17 protein-coding genes are annotated in these 20526 nt (G+C 42.0%); 8 read left to right on the top strand and 9 right to left on the bottom strand.

The features are described 5' to 3' along the window. Window positions 1-410: 410 nt before the first annotated feature. Window positions 411-1130, bottom strand: a complete 720-nt coding sequence (locus F9817_RS21895) for a carbonic anhydrase (protein WP_161158333.1) — start codon at window positions 1128-1130, stop codon at window positions 411-413. A 333-nt stretch (window positions 1131-1463) separates the two neighbouring features. On the opposite strand from F9817_RS21895, the gene F9817_RS21900 reads away from it, so the two are divergent. Next, window positions 1464-1913, top strand: a complete 450-nt coding sequence (locus F9817_RS21900; protein WP_161158346.1) for an exoribonuclease R — start codon at window positions 1464-1466, stop codon at window positions 1911-1913. 461 nt (window positions 1914-2374) lie between these two features. On the opposite strand, the gene F9817_RS21905 is transcribed toward F9817_RS21900, so the two are convergent. From F9817_RS21905 to F9817_RS21935, 7 genes are all read right to left on the bottom strand, one after another. Continuing rightward, a complete protein-coding gene (locus tag F9817_RS21905; protein WP_161158334.1) occupies window positions 2375-2719 on the bottom strand; it encodes a helix-turn-helix domain-containing protein in 345 nt (114 codons plus the stop codon). Between the two features lie 430 nt (window positions 2720-3149). Continuing rightward, a complete protein-coding gene (locus F9817_RS21910; protein ID WP_329604854.1) occupies window positions 3150-3902 on the bottom strand; it encodes an amino acid ABC transporter ATP-binding protein in 753 nt (250 codons plus the stop codon). After that, on the bottom strand, window positions 3895-4839 hold the full coding sequence (locus F9817_RS21915; protein ID WP_161158347.1) for an amino acid ABC transporter permease: 945 nt from the start codon (window positions 4837-4839) through the stop codon (window positions 3895-3897). The genes F9817_RS21910 and F9817_RS21915 overlap by 8 nt, the downstream gene beginning before the upstream one ends. A gap of 74 nt (window positions 4840-4913) precedes the next feature. Beyond that, window positions 4914-5723: a transporter substrate-binding domain-containing protein gene (locus F9817_RS21920; RefSeq protein ID WP_161158335.1), complete on the bottom strand. Its 810-nt coding sequence runs from the start codon at window positions 5721-5723 to the stop codon at window positions 4914-4916. A gap of 677 nt (window positions 5724-6400) precedes the next feature. Next, window positions 6401-7366, bottom strand: a complete 966-nt coding sequence (gene speB / locus F9817_RS21925) for an agmatinase (protein WP_161158336.1) — start codon at window positions 7364-7366, stop codon at window positions 6401-6403. After that, on the bottom strand, window positions 7367-9277 hold the full coding sequence (gene speA, locus F9817_RS21930; RefSeq protein WP_161158337.1) for a biosynthetic arginine decarboxylase: 1911 nt from the start codon (window positions 9275-9277) through the stop codon (window positions 7367-7369). 212 nt (window positions 9278-9489) lie between these two features. Next, window positions 9490-10398 (bottom strand): tetratricopeptide repeat protein, encoded by a 909-nt coding sequence (locus F9817_RS21935; protein WP_345789751.1) that lies wholly within the window; start codon window positions 10396-10398, stop codon window positions 9490-9492. Between the two features lie 432 nt (window positions 10399-10830). Here F9817_RS21935 and proX (F9817_RS21940) point away from each other — a divergent pair, with 432 nt between their 5' ends. The 7 genes from proX (F9817_RS21940) to F9817_RS21970 all read left to right on the top strand — a co-directional run bounded on the left by proX (F9817_RS21940) (window position 10831) and on the right by F9817_RS21970 (window position 18491). After that, window positions 10831-11838: a glycine betaine/L-proline ABC transporter substrate-binding protein ProX gene (gene proX / locus F9817_RS21940; protein ID WP_161158338.1), complete on the top strand. Its 1008-nt coding sequence runs from the start codon at window positions 10831-10833 to the stop codon at window positions 11836-11838. Window positions 11839-12322: 484 nt separating this feature from the next. Next, a complete protein-coding gene (proV, locus tag F9817_RS21945; protein WP_161158339.1) occupies window positions 12323-13510 on the top strand; it encodes a glycine betaine/L-proline ABC transporter ATP-binding protein ProV in 1188 nt (395 codons plus the stop codon). Between the two features lie 2 nt (window positions 13511-13512). Further along, complete coding sequence (proW, locus tag F9817_RS21950; protein ID WP_161158340.1) at window positions 13513-14589, top strand: glycine betaine/L-proline ABC transporter permease ProW; 1077 nt, start codon at window positions 13513-13515, stop codon at window positions 14587-14589. A gap of 68 nt (window positions 14590-14657) precedes the next feature. Next, a complete protein-coding gene (gene proX, locus F9817_RS21955; protein ID WP_161158341.1) occupies window positions 14658-15662 on the top strand; it encodes a glycine betaine/L-proline ABC transporter substrate-binding protein ProX in 1005 nt (334 codons plus the stop codon). 55 nt (window positions 15663-15717) lie between these two features. Further along, window positions 15718-16203, top strand: coding sequence for a MarR family winged helix-turn-helix transcriptional regulator (locus F9817_RS21960; protein WP_161158342.1), 486 nt, complete (start codon window positions 15718-15720; stop codon window positions 16201-16203). Window positions 16204-16492: 289 nt separating this feature from the next. After that, the gene (locus tag F9817_RS21965) at window positions 16493-17839 is read left to right on the top strand and encodes a magnesium transporter (RefSeq protein WP_161158343.1); all 1347 of its coding nucleotides are present in this window, start codon (window positions 16493-16495) and stop codon (window positions 17837-17839) included. A 436-nt stretch (window positions 17840-18275) separates the two neighbouring features. Next, complete coding sequence (locus F9817_RS21970) at window positions 18276-18491, top strand: hypothetical protein (RefSeq protein WP_161158344.1); 216 nt, start codon at window positions 18276-18278, stop codon at window positions 18489-18491. A gap of 164 nt (window positions 18492-18655) precedes the next feature. Here F9817_RS21970 and F9817_RS21975 read toward each other — a convergent pair whose 3' ends face one another. After that, window positions 18656-20197, bottom strand: coding sequence for a response regulator (locus F9817_RS21975; protein WP_161158345.1), 1542 nt, complete (start codon window positions 20195-20197; stop codon window positions 18656-18658). Between the last annotated feature and the right edge of the window lie 329 nt (window positions 20198-20526).

The following is a 20526-nucleotide window of genomic DNA, read 5'->3' on the forward strand; positions in this document are numbered from 1 at the left end:
GAATAAATAATCTTAAGAGAATCATCCATAATTCTCCTGACGAAAAAAATATACACCGATAATTTCTTAGAACTAAAGTCCAAAAACCTGAAAATTATCATTTCATTTTTGAAAGGAAAATCCAATTGTTTTTTTCAAATTTTAGGAATATCGTAAAAAGCAAGTTTGTAACAGCATTGCAGACCAGACTCAGTAATATGGCTATCTCATATTGGCAAGAGTTGTACGCTACTCAGCAATAGCGTAACCAATAAAAGCAAATTATATTTATTACCAGAATATTCACTCTAAGCGTTTTGCTTAGAGTGTTTTTTTTATCAGAAATTTATACATTAAATAAAAATCCCCACAGTAAATATATTGTAGGGATAGTTAAAAATTAGTTAACTGAAGGTATTAAAATACAAAATTTAATTCATTTCAAACACTACTCTTTTATTAATTGACTGTATTGGTCGGTTATTATTTCCCATGACCTTTTTTAATCTCATATTTTGTTCTTCTGATAGCGATTTAGATTGTTTTAGAATTACCCACTTGACACCTTCACTGCACGGTGGAGTGGTTAACGAACCGTTAAATTGAAAGTATTTTGATGTGTCTGGGATTAACTCTGCAACTTTCAATCCTGCTGTTATCGGAGTTTGGCCTCCCTTAGTTGGCAATGTATTCGTGAGGTGTTGTAGCGCTAGGTTATTGTTCCCATTCTTAAACATAACGGCGACAACCAACAGATTGCCACGCTCATCTTGGTTAACAAAATGCGCTTCTAACGGATATCGACGACTGCGAATTAAATTTTCTGCAGGGGTATGAAAATGAAACTGCTTTAAGGAATACGCCTTGCCATCGAGTAATACTCGGTTATTTCCTGTAACATTTGCTTGAAGGGTGTGGCCGTTATTCACCAAAGATTCTACGCTTCCTAAGTATTCGACGGACAAGGATTTTTGCATGGCGCGCGGGTTTCCCTGAATGTTGATCGGACTTTGCGATTGCCCTTCGACACATGTTTTAGACACCTTCCCCCAATGCTCAGGGCCATTGGTATCACTGTAACCCCACTCACTCGCCACCGCGGTTCCATAGCACAAACTCGACACTATTATCGGCATAACCCATTTATTCATTACGCAACCTCAAACAACATAAACAATAATTAAATTAGTAACTTATGATGAAAAACAATCATCATTTACATCATACAAAGGCTTTTACTTTCCATCTGAATAGCAAATATTATGAAATGTTACGTTGCAAATAATGGTTTATATCAATGAAAATATCTTAACTAACTGATTAAGATGCATTTATTACTTAAGCACCCTCTACTTTAGAAGCATAATTATTTACATTTCTTTTGATCTATCACAGACTCTGCGTGACTAACGTCCCAAAACGGGTGACTTAGCAAAATTAAAAACGTAAAATTCATGAAAGAGATACCGAGAGATCAATACCTTATGCAACAAGATTACCGTTACGATTGTTTAAACCAGACCAGCAAAGAGGAGCTGACTGAGCTTGCGATGCGGATAATGCACCGTTTGGTTCCAGAGCCTGTCGTACGGGAAATCTACCACTTTGAACCAGAGGAAAAGGTGAGTACAGAGCGTCAACAAGAGGCCTATTTTGACGCTACGTTACGGTTACATGCGGTGGCTTTAGGGGAAATTCCTACAATTTTCAAAGAGTCACAAAATGCTGAGCAGAATATCGAACGTATGACTCGATTGGTGTTGTGGCACTTTTACGCCATTGGTTTTCAATTGGATAAAGCGGTGAGCTTAAAAGCCCATTGTGAGGAAGTAGAAGCTCGTCTGGCCAAGTCGACACCTAACGAAGCGTTAGCGTGGTCCACTCTGTTAACAGAGCTGTTATATCGTTATTCAGAGCTGCATCAGCAGCAATAAGTAACTCAATCGATAGTATTATGATCATACCCAATCAGCCTCTATCTGCTTGGGTATGAATAACATAAAGCGGTTATTGGCAGCAAACCACTCTCCATATTTATCATATCTAATCCAGGCTAGTACTCTTATCTAACGTTGTATATATTTTCTACGTAGAATGACTATGTCTTCAAATCAGTGCCTTGCCTAAGAGCGAATACATTCTCGCTGAAACAGCATCTTGAGGTTACTTGGGTATACACCATTAATCTTACCTAGCAGTTCCCCTTACCTGTTTTCCTTCTATCCCGTGTTCTATCAAAGGCATACTGTAGAAAAAGTAAAAGCAAGGCACACTCGCCTTGCCTTAAATTGTATTTGTGCAGCCTAAGCCTTGCACGCACTAACTAGACGTCACTATAGCAACTCTAAGCGCGGATACTGCTTGTTACGGGAATCAATCTCTTAAAACATATGGACTACGCCTGATGCGTATAATCGATGATGACTTGGTTTCCCTCTATATATACGTTTTGAATTTCTCCATCAACGCTAATTCGATTTTGCAGGTGCACAACAACCTCTGCCCCCGTGTAATTTGCCTTTAATGTCGGTAAAACGTTATAAGGTTCAACATGTAATTGCTGGCAGAATTTGGTAACAAAACCCATTGTAAGCGGTGCATTACCACGTAAAATTCGTGAGAACTCCATCTGACTCAGCCCAAGTCGCTTACTCATTTCCATTTGGGTTATCTGCATTTTTGCTTTTTGTGACATCCAAACGTTATATAACGCAGTGCGATCTTCTTGATTGAGCTCCATGACTCGTCTCCTAACGGTTCTTGATGCCCAACAAAATGACAAATGTCGATAAATTGAATGTCAATCGACGGTGAGATTCTGTCTAACTTTATTACAATGGCCTAATCTGATGACCACAAACTCATCAACTGTTGTTTTTTTACGCACATTTGCGCTATTTCATTTCTTAAACCTAATTTTTTAATTTGCTAATTTGTGTGATGTGGCACATTTTTGAAGTCTCACAATTCGCTCTAATCGGCCCTTTTTAGGTCTATTGATAGATTTATAGCACTCACTACCTCTCAATTTCAGACTCTCAGTGGCGGTATTTCGCCAAATATAACCGCACTATCGATAGAATTCCGCACATTAGTTGTGAAGTTTTCTTATCAAAATGGCATAAAAAAAGACCTCACATGGAGGTCTTTTGCTAATGAGCTTGAGGTATTTACAGCACTTTCGCTAAGAACTGTTTTAAACGGGGGTGGCCATCGCCACCAAATACAGCTTGAGGACTGTCATCCACCAGCAAAGCCCCCTCTTCCATAAATAGCACCCGGTCAGCCACTTCACGAGCAAAGCCCATTTCATGGGTAACGATAACCATGGTCATGCCTTCTTGAGCCAAACCTTTAATAACGTCGAGCACTTCACCCACCATCTCAGGATCGAGCGCTGAAGTGGGTTCATCAAACAACATAAGATCAGGCTTCATCGCTAAGGCGCGCGCTATGGCAACACGTTGCTGTTGACCACCTGATAAGTGTGACGGATAGTTGTTCATGCGATCACCGAGGCCAACTCGTTCAATAAGCTCTCTCGCATGCGTCTCAGCATCTTTTTGCGAACGCTTCGCGACGATGCGAGGTGCAAGCATCACGTTTTCTAATGCGGTTTTATGGGGAAATAAATTGAAGCTTTGAAACACCATACCGACATTTTGTCGTAACCGGTTAATGTCGGTCGTGCTGGCGTACATATCCACGCCATCGATTTCAATCGACCCTGCAGAAATCTCTTCTAGCTGGTTCAATGTGCGTAGAAACGTTGATTTTCCCGAACCAGAAGGACCAATGATCGCAACCACTTCACCGCGCTTAATCGTGGTTGAAACCGACTTCAGCGCGTGACAACCGTTGGAGTAATATTTGTCGACATCTTTTGTAATTACGATGTCATTACCTTGATATTGATTAGTCACTTGCTGATAACCTCTTCTCTAAACGTTGTATACCCCAAGATAGTGACCCTGTCACTACTAAATAGAGAGCAGCAACGGTGAACCAAACTTCAAATGGTGCAAAACTACCACTGACAACTTCTCGCCCTGCTTTGGTTAAATCGGTAATTGAGATAACCGATACCAACGACGAGTCTTTAATCAAGTTAATGAACTGTCCCGCTAAAGGCGGTAGGGTTTTCTTCATTGCTTGCGGCAAAATAATGTAGAGCATCGCTTGCCCGTAATTCATGCCTAGGGAGCGAGCGGCTTCCATCTGCCCATTAGGGATCGCTTGGATACCCGCACGAACAATTTCTGCGACGTAAGCACCAGTAAAGACAGAGAGCGCGACGACACCAGCGGTAAAGCGATCGAAATCAAGGACTGTACCAATAAAGAAATAGACGATAAAGATTTGTACCAACAATGGCGTGCCGCGAATCAATTCGACATAAGTTAATGAGAGATCACGACAAGCGGTATTTTTCGCCACCCTCATTAAACCAAAGACTAATCCGAGAGCGACGGCAAAGATCAATGAGATAAACGAAATTTTAATCGTGACCCATAAGCCTGTTGCAATTGGACCAAAACGCCATTGACTCAGTTGTGCGACAGTATCACCTTGGAAAACCAAGTCACCATCAGACACCAATAATTGATTGTATTTTTTAATGATCTGTGGGGAGTCAGAATTATCTAACTCAATAACCAACTGCTTACCTTTTAACTCAACTGTGCCATCACCTTGCGCACGAATATCCTGCATATCCGTGTTAATGACGTATGGCCACAATCGATCCCAGTGCCAGTTGTAATTGATGCTTTTGCCAGCGCCATAAATTGCGCCAATCATCAAAATCATAATAAGAGCATAAATAATATGCCCCACCCAACGTGAGGATTTTAACTGCATCACTCTATTCTCTTTTTATTTGGGTTAAATCAGGGCAAGCCTAAGCTTGCCCTGTAGATAGTGATTAAAAAAGTTTATTGGACATTTTTCAACCAGCTGTCTGATTTGAACCATTTGTCGTAGATACGTTCGTAAGTTCCATCACCCTTGATTTGACGTAAATAGTTATTCAAGAAGTTAAGGAAGTTAGGATCGTTTTGACGAATCGCCCAACCTAGTGGCTCGTAAGTAAACGGCTTACTTAGGTGTACGATACCATCTTTGTGTTGCGCAGCATAAATCGCGTTGTATGGGAAATCGTAAACAAAGGCATCAGCCTTGCCATTCGTAACTTGCAGCACTGAGTCCACTTCAGTGTCATACAGATCAAGTTTCGCTTTTGGCAAATATTTTTTCGCCGCTTCAGCACCAGTAGTACCTAGCTTAGTTGCGATAGTATATTTTGGATTATTCAGATCTTTGTAGCTGTGAATTTTGCCTTCAAGTTTTGAAGATAAAATGATGGATTGGCCAATAACAATATATGGCTGAGCAAAGTTCACTTTCAAGTTACGCTCTGGCGTGATAGTCATACCCGCCATGATGATGTCACATTTGTTGGTTTGCAGTGCTGGAATGATGCCATCCCAAGCGGTATTTACCGGTACATATTTAACACCAATCGAGCGCGCCATATGTTTCGCTACATCAATATCAAAACCAATGAATTGACCGTTTTTCGCCTTCATTTCAAATGGCATGTATCCCGCTTCAAAACACACTTTCAATTCGCCGGCATTCAACACACTTTCTAATGTTGAATCTGCCGCCATTGCATTTGAAGCACTTAACGCAGAACAAGCTAAAACGATGCTAGCTACGGTCGATTTAACAAACTTATTCATAATGTCCCTTTTTTAGTTTTGTTATTCATTTTTTGTTTATCGTTTTCCGATCACGAAATGCGATGTTATTCATCATTGTGAAACAATGATGTTGCACGCAACCCACAGATAATGCGCGATAATGTCATCATTTTTCAACACTTTATTTTCATAAGACATAGCTTAACAGCAAAATATATGAAAAAAGACACTTATAAAAGTCGACATTGTTGTCACGTTAGGTTGATTATTCGCCACTTAACGTATGTTACCTAGCTAAGCCATCACTGGCTCACTAGCACAACAACGAAGAAATCTTCACACAAATCATAATAAGTGCGGCAAATGGTCAATTCCCTGTTTCAATTGACCACAATTCTTAATCGGCTTACTGGCGAAAATTCGGCAGTTTACCTATTAGGTACTATTACAATGCAATTATGTCGCCAAAATCCGAAAAATTAGCGTGTTTGGCTATTTTTCCACCAATGGATACTCAAAACCGCTTCGTGATCTCATTTTGAATCAATATCACACCTAAACGATGAACGAGTTCTTTTCACTTCAGTACAATCCCCCAAAACCCATGCACTGTAATAGTTCACTTTTTGCACCATAAATGAGCAGAAATATTATAGTACGCACAAAAAATCCCAGCGCTGGCTGGGATGCTTACTTAGATTTTAATAATCAGTGTATTAGCGGCCGTTTGGCTCACCAGTAACACTCTCGGCTTGTTTTGGTTCCGGACGCATCGATGCCCATGCGTACAGCAATTCTAGCGCAATGGTTGCACCAGCAAGCGCTGTGACATCACTGTTATCATACGGTGGCGAGACTTCGACAACGTCCATGCCTACCAGGTTGATGTCGTGTAGACCGCGAATAATTTTCAATACTTTATCGGTTGTCATTCCACCAATCACTGGTGTGCCTGTCCCCGGTGCAAACGCCGGATCTAAACAATCAATATCAAAGGTAAAGTATGCCGGACGTTCACCGACCACCGCTTTAATTTGCGCAACGATTTCCTCTGGCGTTAAGTCATTCGCCTCCATCGCGTTAATCACGTTATAAGCGTGTGTTTCCACTTTATATTCAGTACGGATGCCGATCTGAATGGAATGACGATCGTTAATTAATCCTTCTTTTGGCGCATGATAAAACATAGTGCCATGATCATAAGCACTGCCATTAGGATATGTATCGGTGTGAGCGTCAAAATGGATCAGCGCCATTTCACCGAAATGTTTCGCATAAGCACGGAGAATAGGCAACGTAATAAAGTGGTCACCACCGAGTGCGAGCATCATTTTGCCGCTTTTAAGGATTTCTCCTGTCGCCGCTTCAAGACGATAGGTAAAATCTTCGGCGTCACCACAATCAAAGACTAAATCGCCACTATCCACCACTTTTATACGCTCAAATAGTTTGAAATCCCAAGGGAATTTTTTTGCTTCCCAAGCAAGGTTCACTGAGGCACGACGAATCGCATCCGGCCCCATACGTGCACCAGGTCGACCCGATGTTGCCATATCTAACGGCACACCTAAAACCACCACATCAGCATCAACATCAATGGGATCTTTCACGTAAGGCTGGCGAACAAACGTCATCGCATTTGAATACAGAGAATAATCAGTTTTACTAAACAAATCATTCATTTAAAAATCCTCTAAATAAGTGTAACCACCTAAACCTTGTTCAAGCTCGTTCAGGATCGCTTCACGCTCACTCTCTTCCACTCGCATTTCAAGCAGTTCTACGTAATTTGCGCGAATTTTATCAACATCGATATGCACATAGCGCATCATATCCTCAACGGTATCTCCTTCGTTGATAAACGTAATATCAGGCTCACATTCTGGCGTGATATTAACGACTGCACTGTGTGTATCGCCAAATAGGTTATGCATATCACCTAATATCTCTTGATACGCACCCACCAAGAAAAAGCCCATTAAATAAGGCGTATCTTTACTCCATTTAGGCACGGCCAGTGTACTTTCAATCCCCTGTCCTTCTACATAATGTTCTACAGCACCGTCAGAGTCACAGGTAATGTCTAACATCACCGCACGACTTTGCTCCGTATTTTGCAACCCAGAAAGTGGCAATACTGGGAATACTTGATCGATACCCCACGCATCAGGTAGCGACTGAAACAGAGAGAAATTAACGAAAAACTTATCCGCAAGGCGCTCTTGCAATTCATCGATTATTGGTCGATGGAAACGGTTTTTTGTACTCATTTTTCCACTTAATTCGTGGAAAATACGTAATGTTAACTGTTCTGCCCAAGCACGCTGGTCAAGCGATAATACCCCAGTGGCAAATTGACTATGCACTTCCGATAAATCGTTTTGTGTGTCGTTATAGATTTCGATTAACGCACGGTCGTCTGAGCCTTGCTGTAAGCTTTCCCAACTGCGCCACATATTGTTCAATAATAGTGATTCGCTATCTTCTGGCTCTGAAACCGTTTCCGGAGAATACGCTTCTGCGCCAATCACGTTTGTGATCAAAACCGCATGATGAGCGGTGATAGAACGACCTGATTCCGAAATAATATTTGGCATCGGTTCATTGTACAATTTACAAATATCGCCGACAGAACTCACTACATTACGTGCATATTCAATCAAACCGTAGTTCATAGAGTTAGACGACTGGCTGCGGGTACCATCGTAGTCAATCGCCAAACCACCACCAATATCAAAGTACTCAACTGGTACATCGCGACCACGCAATTCACAATAGAAACGCGCAGCTTCATTAACACCATTACGTACGTCTCTAATATTGGCCATCTGCGATCCAAGGTGGAAATGGACTAATTGTAACGCACACAATTGGTTTTCTTTTTTCAAGCGACTAATCACCGCCAGCACTTGGGCGGCAGACAGACCAAATTTAGATTTTTCACCGCCACTGGATTGCCATTTACCCGCCCCTTGAGACGCTAAACGAATACGGAGTCCCAAACGAGGTTTAACACCTAACGCTTTCGCTTCGGTTAACACGGTATCCAGTTCAGACATTTTTTCGAGCACAATGAACACACGATGACCCAGCTTCTCACCAATCAATGCTAGGCGAATATATTCGCGGTCTTTGTAGCCGTTACAAATGATCACCGAACTTGCTTGTTGAGCCATCGCGAGTACCGCGAGTAATTCGGGTTTACTGCCTGCCTCTAGTCCCAACTGCTTGTTCGTTTGACCCACTTGGCTAGCGAGTATCTCATCAACCACTTCTTTTTGTTGGTTCACTTTGATTGGATACACCAGAAAATAGTTGTTTTGATATTCATACTCGCTTATCGCTTGGTTAAACGCTTGGCAAATACCATGAACACGTTGGTGCAGAATTTGGGGGAAACGCACCAGTACCGGTGTATTAATACCTTGTGCTTGCAACGCGTCAGCGATCTTAGTTAAAGCGATACCGTGAGGCTGATCTTGCCTCGCGTTAACAACCACTTCACCTTGATCATTAATAGCAAAAAAACCCTGACTCCAGTAATTCACATTGTAGTCAGCACGAACTTGGTCTAGTTGGGATTGATTTTCCACGTTTATCTCTCATTTAATTCGTTATCAGTCATTGTCATCTTGCTGTGTGGAATGATTCCACAGCAAGTTTGATTCCTGTGCCTGAAAAACAAAAAGCACCTGACAATGTCAGGTGCTTTATGGAGAAAAAACATTAGTGTGTCTAACAATAAAAATGAATCGTAACGACAACGCGATTCAATAATGCATGAAGAGTCATATTAATGACCTAATCATTCATCATCTTCACCATGAAGCCACGCTTCAAATTTCTTATTGCCATATAAAGATTCTAAGTCATCTTCATCGGCTGCCGCTTCTTTTAACGACGAACTGATCTCGAATGCTCGCTGCAAATCCTCTAATGCTTGCTCTTCAGCACCTAAACGCGCATAGGCACAAGCGCGTTGATACAACGCTGGACCATTGTTTTCATCTAATTCTAGTACACGATTACAAAGACTCATTGCCCAGTGATATTCTTTGATTTCCATTGCGGCGTCGGCTTTATATGTTAACGCCTCTAAATCACCCGGACGAATTTTGAGGATCTCATCATAAACTTCGATTTTTTGATCAGGCGTCTGCATGCTCTGAGCACGCAACCATAAGTTATGGATCTCATTAATGATTTCAATTTCGCGGTTGTTTTCAGTGATGATACGAGTTTTACGTTTCAAATCGCGCTCTAATGCTAAGAATTTCTTCTCGTATTCTTGGGCAATTTTATTTAAGCGCTTATCTGCCATCTCACGTGTGTTGATTTTTACTTCACGTAACGAACGCCAACCGATCAAAGCAATCAAGGAAGCAACACCCGCAATGATATAGAAGAAATACGTCACCGTGACGTTGGCATAATTCATTGATTTATCGGCAACAGAAAGTTCCCGATCTGTGATTTGCACAGTAAGACGGCGCTCTAGATCTTGCTGATCGGTCCGTAATGATTTCAGCTCATTTAAAATATAACTTTCGACTAATGGTCGATCTAATAAAGGAGATTGTTGGTATGACGATGATTTCTGGCTGGATTTAGGCTGAGTTTGTGTTGCATTATGTTGACTATCACTATTCGCTGCAAACGCAACAGACGTTGTCAGTACCACACTACCTAAAATTACTAATAAACGTCTTATCACGTATTATTCCTCAACGGGTTGGCCGGTTTAAAAGCTGTCTTTATAAAATCCGGTGTTATCAATGAATCACTTTCCATAACCATAACATCTCTGCTTATGCTTTCCAGTGCACTAACTGTGAAATTCTACGTTTTTATCCTTTTTGTTTACAAGTCAAACAATCGATTTACATCATATTTTCCTTATTTAGATCTGTTTATGACTTGAAAACCTCTCCTTAAATGTTTAGGGTTCTAATAAATAACAACATGATAAAAATGCTTAATTTTCTAATATTGAGATGAAATTATGATTGCAAAGCACTTTATTGGTTAAATAAAGTCAAAAAATCATTTTCTCGTTAACATTAAATTATTTAGACCTATTAACATTTATCTCACTCTAGTACGTTACCTTTCATGTACTAATGTTTATCACTCTTAGGAGAATCACATGACTCACACATGGAAAACGCTATTTGCTACTTCAATGGCAATATGCGCTGTGTCTTCATCGGTGGCTTTAGCCGCTGATTTACCAGGTAAAGGCATTACTGTCCAACCTGTACAATCAACTACACCAGAAGAAACATTCCAAACCTTAATCGTCAACAAAGCGATGCAAGCACTTGGTTATACGGTAAAACCGACCAAGGAAGTGGATTATAACGTGGCCTATACTTCCATCGCTGCGGGAGATGCGACCTACATGGCGGTTAACTGGACACCTCTGCACGACGGTAAATACGCCAAAGCCGGGGGCGATAAAAAGTTCTATCGTAAAGGCGAGCTCGTGTCCGGTGCGGCACAGGGCTACTTGATCGACAAAAAAACCGCTGAAAAGTATCACATTTCCAATATCGCTCAGCTCAAAGACCCAAAACTGGCCAAACTATTTGATTCCGATGGTGACGGCAAAGCGAACCTCTCTGGTTGTAATCCCGGTTGGGGTTGTGAAGGCGTGATTGAACATCAGCTCGATGCCTATGGGCTACGCAAAACCGTTGAACATGATCAAGGGCAATACTCCGCGATTATCGCCAACACCATTACTCGATATAAAAAAGGGAAGCCCATTTTTTATTACACTTGGACTCCATATTGGGTAAGTGGCGTCTTGGTTCCGGGAAAAGATGTGGTTTGGCTTGAAGTGCCATTTTCTGCGCTTCCAGGTGATCGCAGTGATGTCGATACCAAATTGCCTAATGGTAAAAATTATGGATTCCAAATGAATTCAATGAAAATTGCTGCCAATAAGCAATTTGCTGCGGATAATCCGGCAGCCGCAAAACTGTTTGCCATCATGAAGATCAACATCAATGATATCAGTGCTGAAAATATGATGATGGCACAAGGCCATAACTCTCAACGTGACATGGAATCACATGCAAACGGTTGGATTAAAGCGCACCAAAAACTGTTTGATTCTTGGATAAAACAAGCCAAAGCAGCAGCGAAATAATCCCACAGGATCGCACCACTTCATTAAAGAAAACGAGCCCCATCCACTGGGGCTTTTTCACCTATCAATATAGGACTATACCGCTAATGAAGTTCTCATTCTAAGGATGTGCTATTGGGTTAGATCTATCGTACACATAACAATCTAGCACGTTTTTAGTGTTATCTAAATTAAGAGCCATTTTCCACAACGCTTAGCGCCACAAGCCCCCCTTCCCCCTCATTAAAAACAGGGTAAAATTGGTTAAATATCAAGCGCATTTTTAGCTTTAGCCAATAAACTACATTCGCCTCAAAACATTCCACCTCAAATAAATTTTAGTGTTTAACATAAATTTATTATCATTTAATATCAGATACTTATCACCATAACATGCTTAACTTCAAACACTTGGGGCTTGAAATAGGAAAAAATAATGTTTAGTGTACTATGCATATTTGTTGCATGAGGCAGTGCACAATAAAGACAACAAAGGATATTAACCATGTCGACCATGTTAGAAGTGAAGAACCTCTACAAAGTGTTCGGAGAAACACCTGACGAGGCATTTCCTCTTTTGGAGAAAGGATTAGATAAAGACCAAATCTTCGAACAAACTGGCCTTACCGTCGGGGTTAAAGATGTATCTCTGACCATCAATGAAGGTGAAATTTTCGTTATTATGGGGCTGTCCGGCTCCGGCAAATCGACCCTAGTTCGTTTACTCAATCGTTTAATAGAACCGACCCGTGGAGATGTGTTATTACGCGGTCGTGATATCTCAAAAATTTCGGCCGAGGAATTGCGTCAGGTTCGCCGGAAAAACATTGCAATGGTATTCCAAAACTTTGCGCTTATGCCCCATATGACGGTATTAGAAAATGCATCGTTTGGTCTTGAACTGGCCGGAGTGGCAGAACAACAGCGCCACGCTGCAGCCAACGCTGCATTAGAACGCGTTGGTTTAGGCGCTAATGGTGATTCTTATCCAGACGAACTCTCTGGCGGTATGAAACAACGTGTTGGTCTTGCCCGAGCGCTCACTAACGACCCAGATATATTATTAATGGACGAGGCATTCTCGGCACTTGACCCATTAATTCGCACTGAGATGCAAGATGAATTACTGCGTCTACAAAACGATGACCAACGTACCATTGTATTTATTTCCCACGATTTAGACGAAGCGATGCGTATCGGCGATCGAATTGCAATTATGCAAGATGGCGTTGTTGTTCAGGTGGGGACACCGGATGAAATTCTCCACAATCCGGCCAACGATTACGTTGAATCCTTTTTCCGCGGTGTTAACGTTGCGAGTGTGTTTACAGCCAAAGATATCGCTCGTAAACGCCCTAACGCAGTATTTAGAAAACATGATAACGACGGCCCAGCCGCCGCCATGCAGATCCTTGGCGATAACGATCGTGATTACGGTATCGTGGTTGATAAAACCAATAAATTCTCCGGCATTGTATCTCTCGAATCTTTAAATATTGCAAATAAAGAACAACGCTCGCTGACCAGCGCCCTACTTCCTGAAATAAAAACCATCGATCCAACCGTATCAGTCAGTGACTTAATTGGTCGTGTGGCTGACGTACCCTATCCGGTACCGGTTGTGGACGAAGAGGGAAATTATTACGGCGTTATTACAAAATCGCGATTGTTACAGACATTAGATAGGGAGTAATCATGACTGTTGAAAATGCAACCAATGCAGCACAAGCCTCTGATCCATGGGGTGCAGCAACACAAGCCGCTTCATCTGCAGCTTCATCAGATCCATGGGGTTCCACTACCGCAGCGGCATCGTCTGCGCAACCTGCGGCTGATTGGCTAAACAATGCGGCTCCAGAACCATTTAGCTTTTGGCACCCATTTCGCGATGCCATCATTCCTTTCGATCATTGGGTAGAAACAGCGCTTAATTGGCTCGTTAGCCATGGACGTCCGGTTTTCCAAGCGATTCGTGTACCGATCGATCTCATTCTAAGTTCGTTTCAAACTGCATTAGTTTCAACACCAGCGCCTATTATGCTAGTCATTTTGGCCTTGTTAGCTTGGCAGTTTGCTGGTCGAAAAATGGGGGTAGCTTCTTTTATATCACTGATTGTGATCGGCCTCATCGGCGCTTGGGATCAAGCGATGGTGACGCTCGCTCTGGTGATGACCTCGGTCTTTTTCTGCTTGTTAATCGGCTTACCCATGGGAATATGGCTGGCGAGAAGCGAACGGGCAGCCAAAGTGATACGCCCGTTACTTGATGCAATGCAAACAACCCCAGCGTTCGTTTACTTGGTGCCAATCGTGATGCTATTTGGTATCGGTAACGTACCTGGCGTCGTCGTGACGATTATTTTCGCGCTGCCACCGATTGTGCGTTTAACTATTTTGGGGATTCAGCAAGTGCCAGAAGAATTAATCGAAGCAGGCCACTCCTTCGGCGCAAGCCCAAAACAGATGCTCTATCGCATCCAATTACCGCTCGCAATGCCAACGATCATGGCAGGCGTAAACCAGACTCTTATGCTGTCGCTTTCCATGGTGGTCATCGCCTCTATGATCGCAGTAGGTGGTTTGGGTCAGATGGTGTTACGCGGCATTGGCCGTCTTGATATGGGTCTGGCTGCTGTTGGTGGTTTAGGTATCGTTATTCTGGCGATTCTACTCGACCGTATTACGCAGAAAGTAGGGGAAAACAACCGTGACCAAAAATCTCGTTGGTACCACAGTGGCCCTATTTCAATCTTTTTCCGTTCAAAAAAATAATTTATTCAAGGGCTGCAGGTCTATTCCGTTTCTGCGGCCCGACTGCACACAATGTTAGGAGAATAACAATGAAGAATGCATGGAAGACGCTACTCGTATCGAGCATCGCTGTCAGTGCTACCTTGTCTGCATCGGCTTGGGCCGCTAAGTTGCCCGGAGAAGGTGTTACCGTTCAACCTGTTCAATCCACCATCGCTGAAGAAACTTTTCAGACTCTTATCGTCAATAAAGCGATGGAAGCACTCGGTTATGATGTAAAACCAACCAAAGAAGTGGATTACAACGTGGCTTACACCTCGGTTGCTGAAGGTGACGCCACGTACCTAACGGTTAACTGGGAACCTCTGCATGATGGCAAATACCAGAAAGCAGGCGGTGATAAGGCCTTTTACCGTAAAGGGACTTACATCACGGGTGCGGCGCAAGGTTATTTAATCGATAAAAAAACCGCGGATAAGTACCACATTACCAATATCAAACAATTCCAAGATCCTAAGATCGCAAAACTGTTTGATGCCGATGGCGATGGCAAAGCGGATTTATCCGGTTGTAACCCAGGCTGGGGCTGTGAAACGGCGATTGAACATCAGCTTGATGCTTACAAACTGCGCAAAACGGTTGAGCATAACCAAGGCCAATACTCAACCATCATGGCCGATACCATTGCTCGTTATAAAAAAGGTCAACCGATCTTTTATTACACATGGACCCCTTATTGGGTAAGTGGCGTTTTAGTTCCAGGGAAAGACGTGGTTTGGTTACAAGTTCCATTCTCTTCAGTTGCAGGAAAACCGAATGCGGATACCGCTCTTCCTAATGGTAAAAACTACGGTTTCCCAATGAACGTAGAACACATCGTGGCGAATAAGAAATTTGCTGAAGCGAACCCTGCTGCTGCAAAACTTTTTGAAGTGATGAAACTGAGCATCAACGATGTTAACGCAGAAAATATGATGATGTCTCAAGGACATAATTCTGAGCGTGATATCGAAGCGCACGCAAATGGTTGGATCAAAGCTCACCAAAAACTGTTTAATTCTTGGATTGCAGCTGCAAAACAAGCCGCAAAATAATCCGTGATGAGAAAATGGGGCTAATACGTTAGCCCCATAGTGATGGGAGATTACGTTGGATATTCACGAAGAAGTACTTGTCTCTATTCGACAAATCATACGAGCAATTGATTTACGCTCAAAAAAGCTTAACAAAGACTTTGGCTTAACGAGCCCACAGTTATTGTTAATGCGTGCGATTAAACAATCGCCGAAATTAACCATTCGTCAATTATCTAAAGAGACGAACATGAGTCAGGCGACAGCAACAAGCATTCTCGATCGCCTAGAAAAACGTGGGTTTATTACGCGCCAACGTGACACCGTTGATAAACGAAAAGTACACGCAGTAATCACGGAACCTGGAGAAACCATTCTTAATAAAGCACCACAATTACTCCACGATGATTTTATTAATAAATTTCAGTCACTTCCTAAATGGGAGCAAACCTTGTTACTGTCTTCATTACAACGTTTATCTAGCATGATGAATGCCCCAGAAGTTAGCCATGAAAACCTTATTTTAACCCTCCCACCAGACCACCTAGACGATCCCCACTAGTTTATACACGCATACACACGGTATTTAACGACCAACAACTGATGCCTCGGTAATGAACCTCATTCGAATTTTTAAGAACGAAAACCTTTATTTGGTCACTCTTACCGAGGCTTTTTATCATTTGTGATACTGATCAGGCGTGATAGACAACGAATACACTACCCTTCAACCGACAATATTTATAATGAGACTCATAAATTTTTATTGTGTTTCTCATAAACTTATAGCATGTTAGCCAACGCTAAATAAACGCCTACAGTGATACTTAGAAATATATGGGAGTCTTACGTTGAACGAATATCAAGATGTGTCGTTATTGATAGCGCGCTTGGCACAAGCTGATGAACAACAGCAAATAGTTCAACTTAATGAGATGGTCGATAGTGGCCTAGATGAAGGCTCGTTAGCGAATCTATTAGAAGCGTTTCCTGTTGAGCAACGTGTCAGAATGTGGCGCAACCTTCCCCTAGAGTTACATATCCCAGTACTGACAGAAATGCGTTCGGAAGTGCGTTTTTCGGTCATCAATGCGCTCTCTGAAGCAGAATTAAAACTGACACTGGCTAAACTCGATAACCTCTCCTTGATTGAGTGGGCAGATTCGTTACCAGAAGAGATCATCGCGGATGCGATGCGTTTAATCAGTCGCGATGAATTAGAACTTTATGACCGCGCCAAAGAATATAGCGATGAAGAAATTGGTCGTTGGGCTGAGCAAAAAGTATTTACTTTACCGATTGGTATTAGCGTAAAGCGCGCTAAGGTATTACTCGATAAATACCAGTTTGAAACGCCTAAATACGTTTACTTGACCAACCGCGCCAAAAAATTCCGAGGCATGGTGCTCTATAGCGATATCGTGACTGCTCCTGAAATCAGTCAATTAAAAGCGTTGGCTCAAACAGAATTAGTGACACTGAATGCCCACCAATCGATTAATGATGCGATTGATGCCATCGAACATTCTGATGTCCCTGTGGTGCCTGTCGTCGACGAAAACGAATCATTAGTTGGGCACGTTGATTGGCAATTTGCGCTCAATACTCAACGTGAAATTTACGAAGCCCGCTTAATGGCTGGTACCGGTATGGACGAAGGTGATGACTTATTCACACCAGTCATTAAAGGGACTAAAAAACGCGGCTTATGGCTAGGTATTAACCTTCTCACCGCGATTCTGGCTTCGATGACCATCGGAATGTTTGAAGATGTGATCTCGAAAGTTGTCGCTCTGGCCGTATTAATGCCGATCGTGGCATCGATGGGAGGAATCGCTGGTAGCCAGACCTTAACCTTAATGGTCCGTGGCATGGCACTCAATCAGGTGACACAGGGCAACCGATTTGCGCTACTTAAAAATGAACTGAGTATTGGTTCAATTAACGGTGTGATATGGGCGGTCATTATTGGTGGAATCGCTGGATTGTGGTTTCAATCTGCAGTTCTGGGCTCAACCATCGCATTAGCGATTGTTATTAATATGGCCACGGCTGCATTCTTTGGTGTGATCATTCCGATTTTATTAGATAAATTTAAACTCGACCCAGCACTCGCTGGCTCGGTAATTCTTACCACCATGACCGATGTAATTGGCTTTTTTGCCTTTCTCGGCACCGCCAGCTTAGTGATGCTATAATCCTGATATCACGCTGGTATCACAGTTATCCCCCAAATGACCTCAAGATGCAGAACTCAGTGTTTCATCTTGAGGTCAAAGCCTGATTTTTTATCTCCTGCCACTTGAACCTACTCGCAACGTCCCTATATATCTTTTAAGACCTTACTGAAATGACTATGTCTTCAAATCAGTGCGTTACCTAAGAGCGAAACCACTCTCGCTAAAATCGCATATTGAGGTTACTTGGGTATACAGAAATTGTTAATTGAAGAATAGATAACATTTTTACATAGAGAACTGAGACTATGATGAATAGAGGGAGAAACAATTTAAAGCAATTTTACCGATAGCGTCACTCAAACGACTCATTCGTTTCGCGTGCATCTCTTGATGAATCACCATCTGACTCACCATGTCCATGACGCATGTTCGTTAGTAATTAAGAGAGGGAACCATGACATACCCACAACTGCATTTAGAAATTGCCGAATCCGCGCAACTCACTCATAAAGAGAATCACTGGCCTGCGAGCATTCAGTTTCCGGTTGCACATACCGATACCATTTTTAAAGTCCCAGTGCCTAAGGAACTCAAACAACCACGTTATTTATGGTTGGTCAAAATGGACCTAAAGCAATTAGCGGATTTACTCAACCCGACTATTCATTAGCGTCTATTTAAGAATTTTTGCGGCGTTTGTGGTGTCTTGTTACAAGGCAGCGCCTATGTCATGTCATTAATATCGATAAATAAATTATCGATAAGTAAACAATAGGCACCACAACTCTGAACAGAGCATAAAGCGGCAGACAAGCCTACCGCTCAAATGGTGTCTTAGGCGATGGGCAGCTGAACGTAAAAGGTCGTCCCTTCATAAGGACTAGTATCAAAGCGAATTCGCCCTTTTTGAGTCTCGGCCATCAGTTTAGCTGAATAGGTACCCAGCCCTGTACCTCCTTGCTTACCTGCCGTCACATACTTATCAAACAACGTTGTTTGAATCTCTTGAGGAATTTCACCAACGTTGTTGATCGATACTTCACACACATCACCGACCTGATTGGTGGTCACATAAATATTTTCACCGTCTGGAGATGCCTCAACAGCATTATTCAGCAAGTTACCAAACATAGAGATACACAACATCTCTTCTGCCAACGCAATACAATCACTTGGTGCTTGATACACAATATTGATTGTGCGGTTTTGCGCCTGCATACGAAAACTGTTAACCATGCGATGCATCAGTTCCGCTAAGTTGACACGTTCTAGTTTCGGGCGATAGATACCCGCCTCAATTTTATATATATCGAGCGTACGGTTGATCATGCCTAACATCGACATGGAAGCTTCTCGTATGTTTTCAACCGAACTCATACAGTTAGGCACCCACTTGTCATTCAAAATAGCCTCACAGCTACCAATAATGGCAGATAAAGGATTTTTTAAATCATGACGTGTAATACGTTCAACATCTTCACGTAAACGTGCATTTTCAACTAAGGTATCTACCCTTTCTTCTAAAGCATCTTTAGAAAGTTTAAGTTTGATATGGGTAGCGACTCGTGCTTTGAGAATATCGGGGTTACAAGGCTTAGTGATATAATCCACGGCTCCGAGTTCAAAGCCCTTCTTCATGTCGATTGTTTCAGACTTAGCCGTTAGGAAAATGACCGGTATGTGAGCGGTTTTAGGATTGTTCTTCAGCGTTTCGCAAATTTGATAGCCATCCATCTCAGGCATCATAATATCAAGCAAGATCAAGTCAGGCTGGCGAGCATTACTGCATATTTTAAGTGCAGCGACCCCACTGTTTGCGGCTTTGATTTTATAATTGTCTTTCAAGGTATCAGCGATAATCGCAATATTGGTTGCGACATCATCGACAGCAAGAATCAAAGGCTTACTGTTTTTAGACGCCGCTTCTTTTGCTTGGCGTTCTCTATTGGCACTTTGATTTGTAGCAACAGCCGATTTAGACAGCACTCGAGGGCCATGTTTTAACATGGTCGAGACTTTATCGCGCAACGTGATTTGTGTAAAAGGTTTCACCAAAAATTGATCAACGCCGGCATCAATTGCACGATTGACCATATTCCGTTCACCTTCAGCCGTCACCATCATAAAGTGCATATTTTGGTATTGCACGTCACAGCGAATATATTGTAATAATTGGAGCCCTGTCATTCTCGGCATATTCCAATCTGAAATAATACAATCAACAGAATGATTTTTTAAAATCTTTATCGCTTCTTCGCCGTCACCAGCCATCATAATATTGTCAAAACCTAAGGAAATTAAATTATTCCTGAGGGTTTTTCTCATTAATTCAAAATCATCAACAATGAGAAAAGAGGTTGACTTGGCTGCTTCCATTATCGACTCCTAATATAAAAGACGTAAATGCCATTATTTCAATATTTGTGCCAATAGTCGCATGAGATAATGTCTAAAACAATAGATACGAGGAGAAAAGACTCAAAATCATCATGGTTTTGAGTCTTTTTAGTTTTGGCTATTGATCACAAAAACTAACCAGTGTAAAACATAAAGTTTGAATCAATCTCATAGATGATACAAAAAGTATTGCATTTTAAGTTGACTTGAAAGAAGAAGCGTGTAAATGGAAGAACTAATCCGTCGCAAACAACAAATCCAGATAAGATCTATTTTAATCCTCTCATTATGTATTGTGACGGTTATTA

This window comes from Vibrio eleionomae, assembly GCF_009874545.1.
GTDB classification, from domain to species: Bacteria; Pseudomonadota; Gammaproteobacteria; order Enterobacterales; family Vibrionaceae; genus Vibrio; species Vibrio nitrifigilis.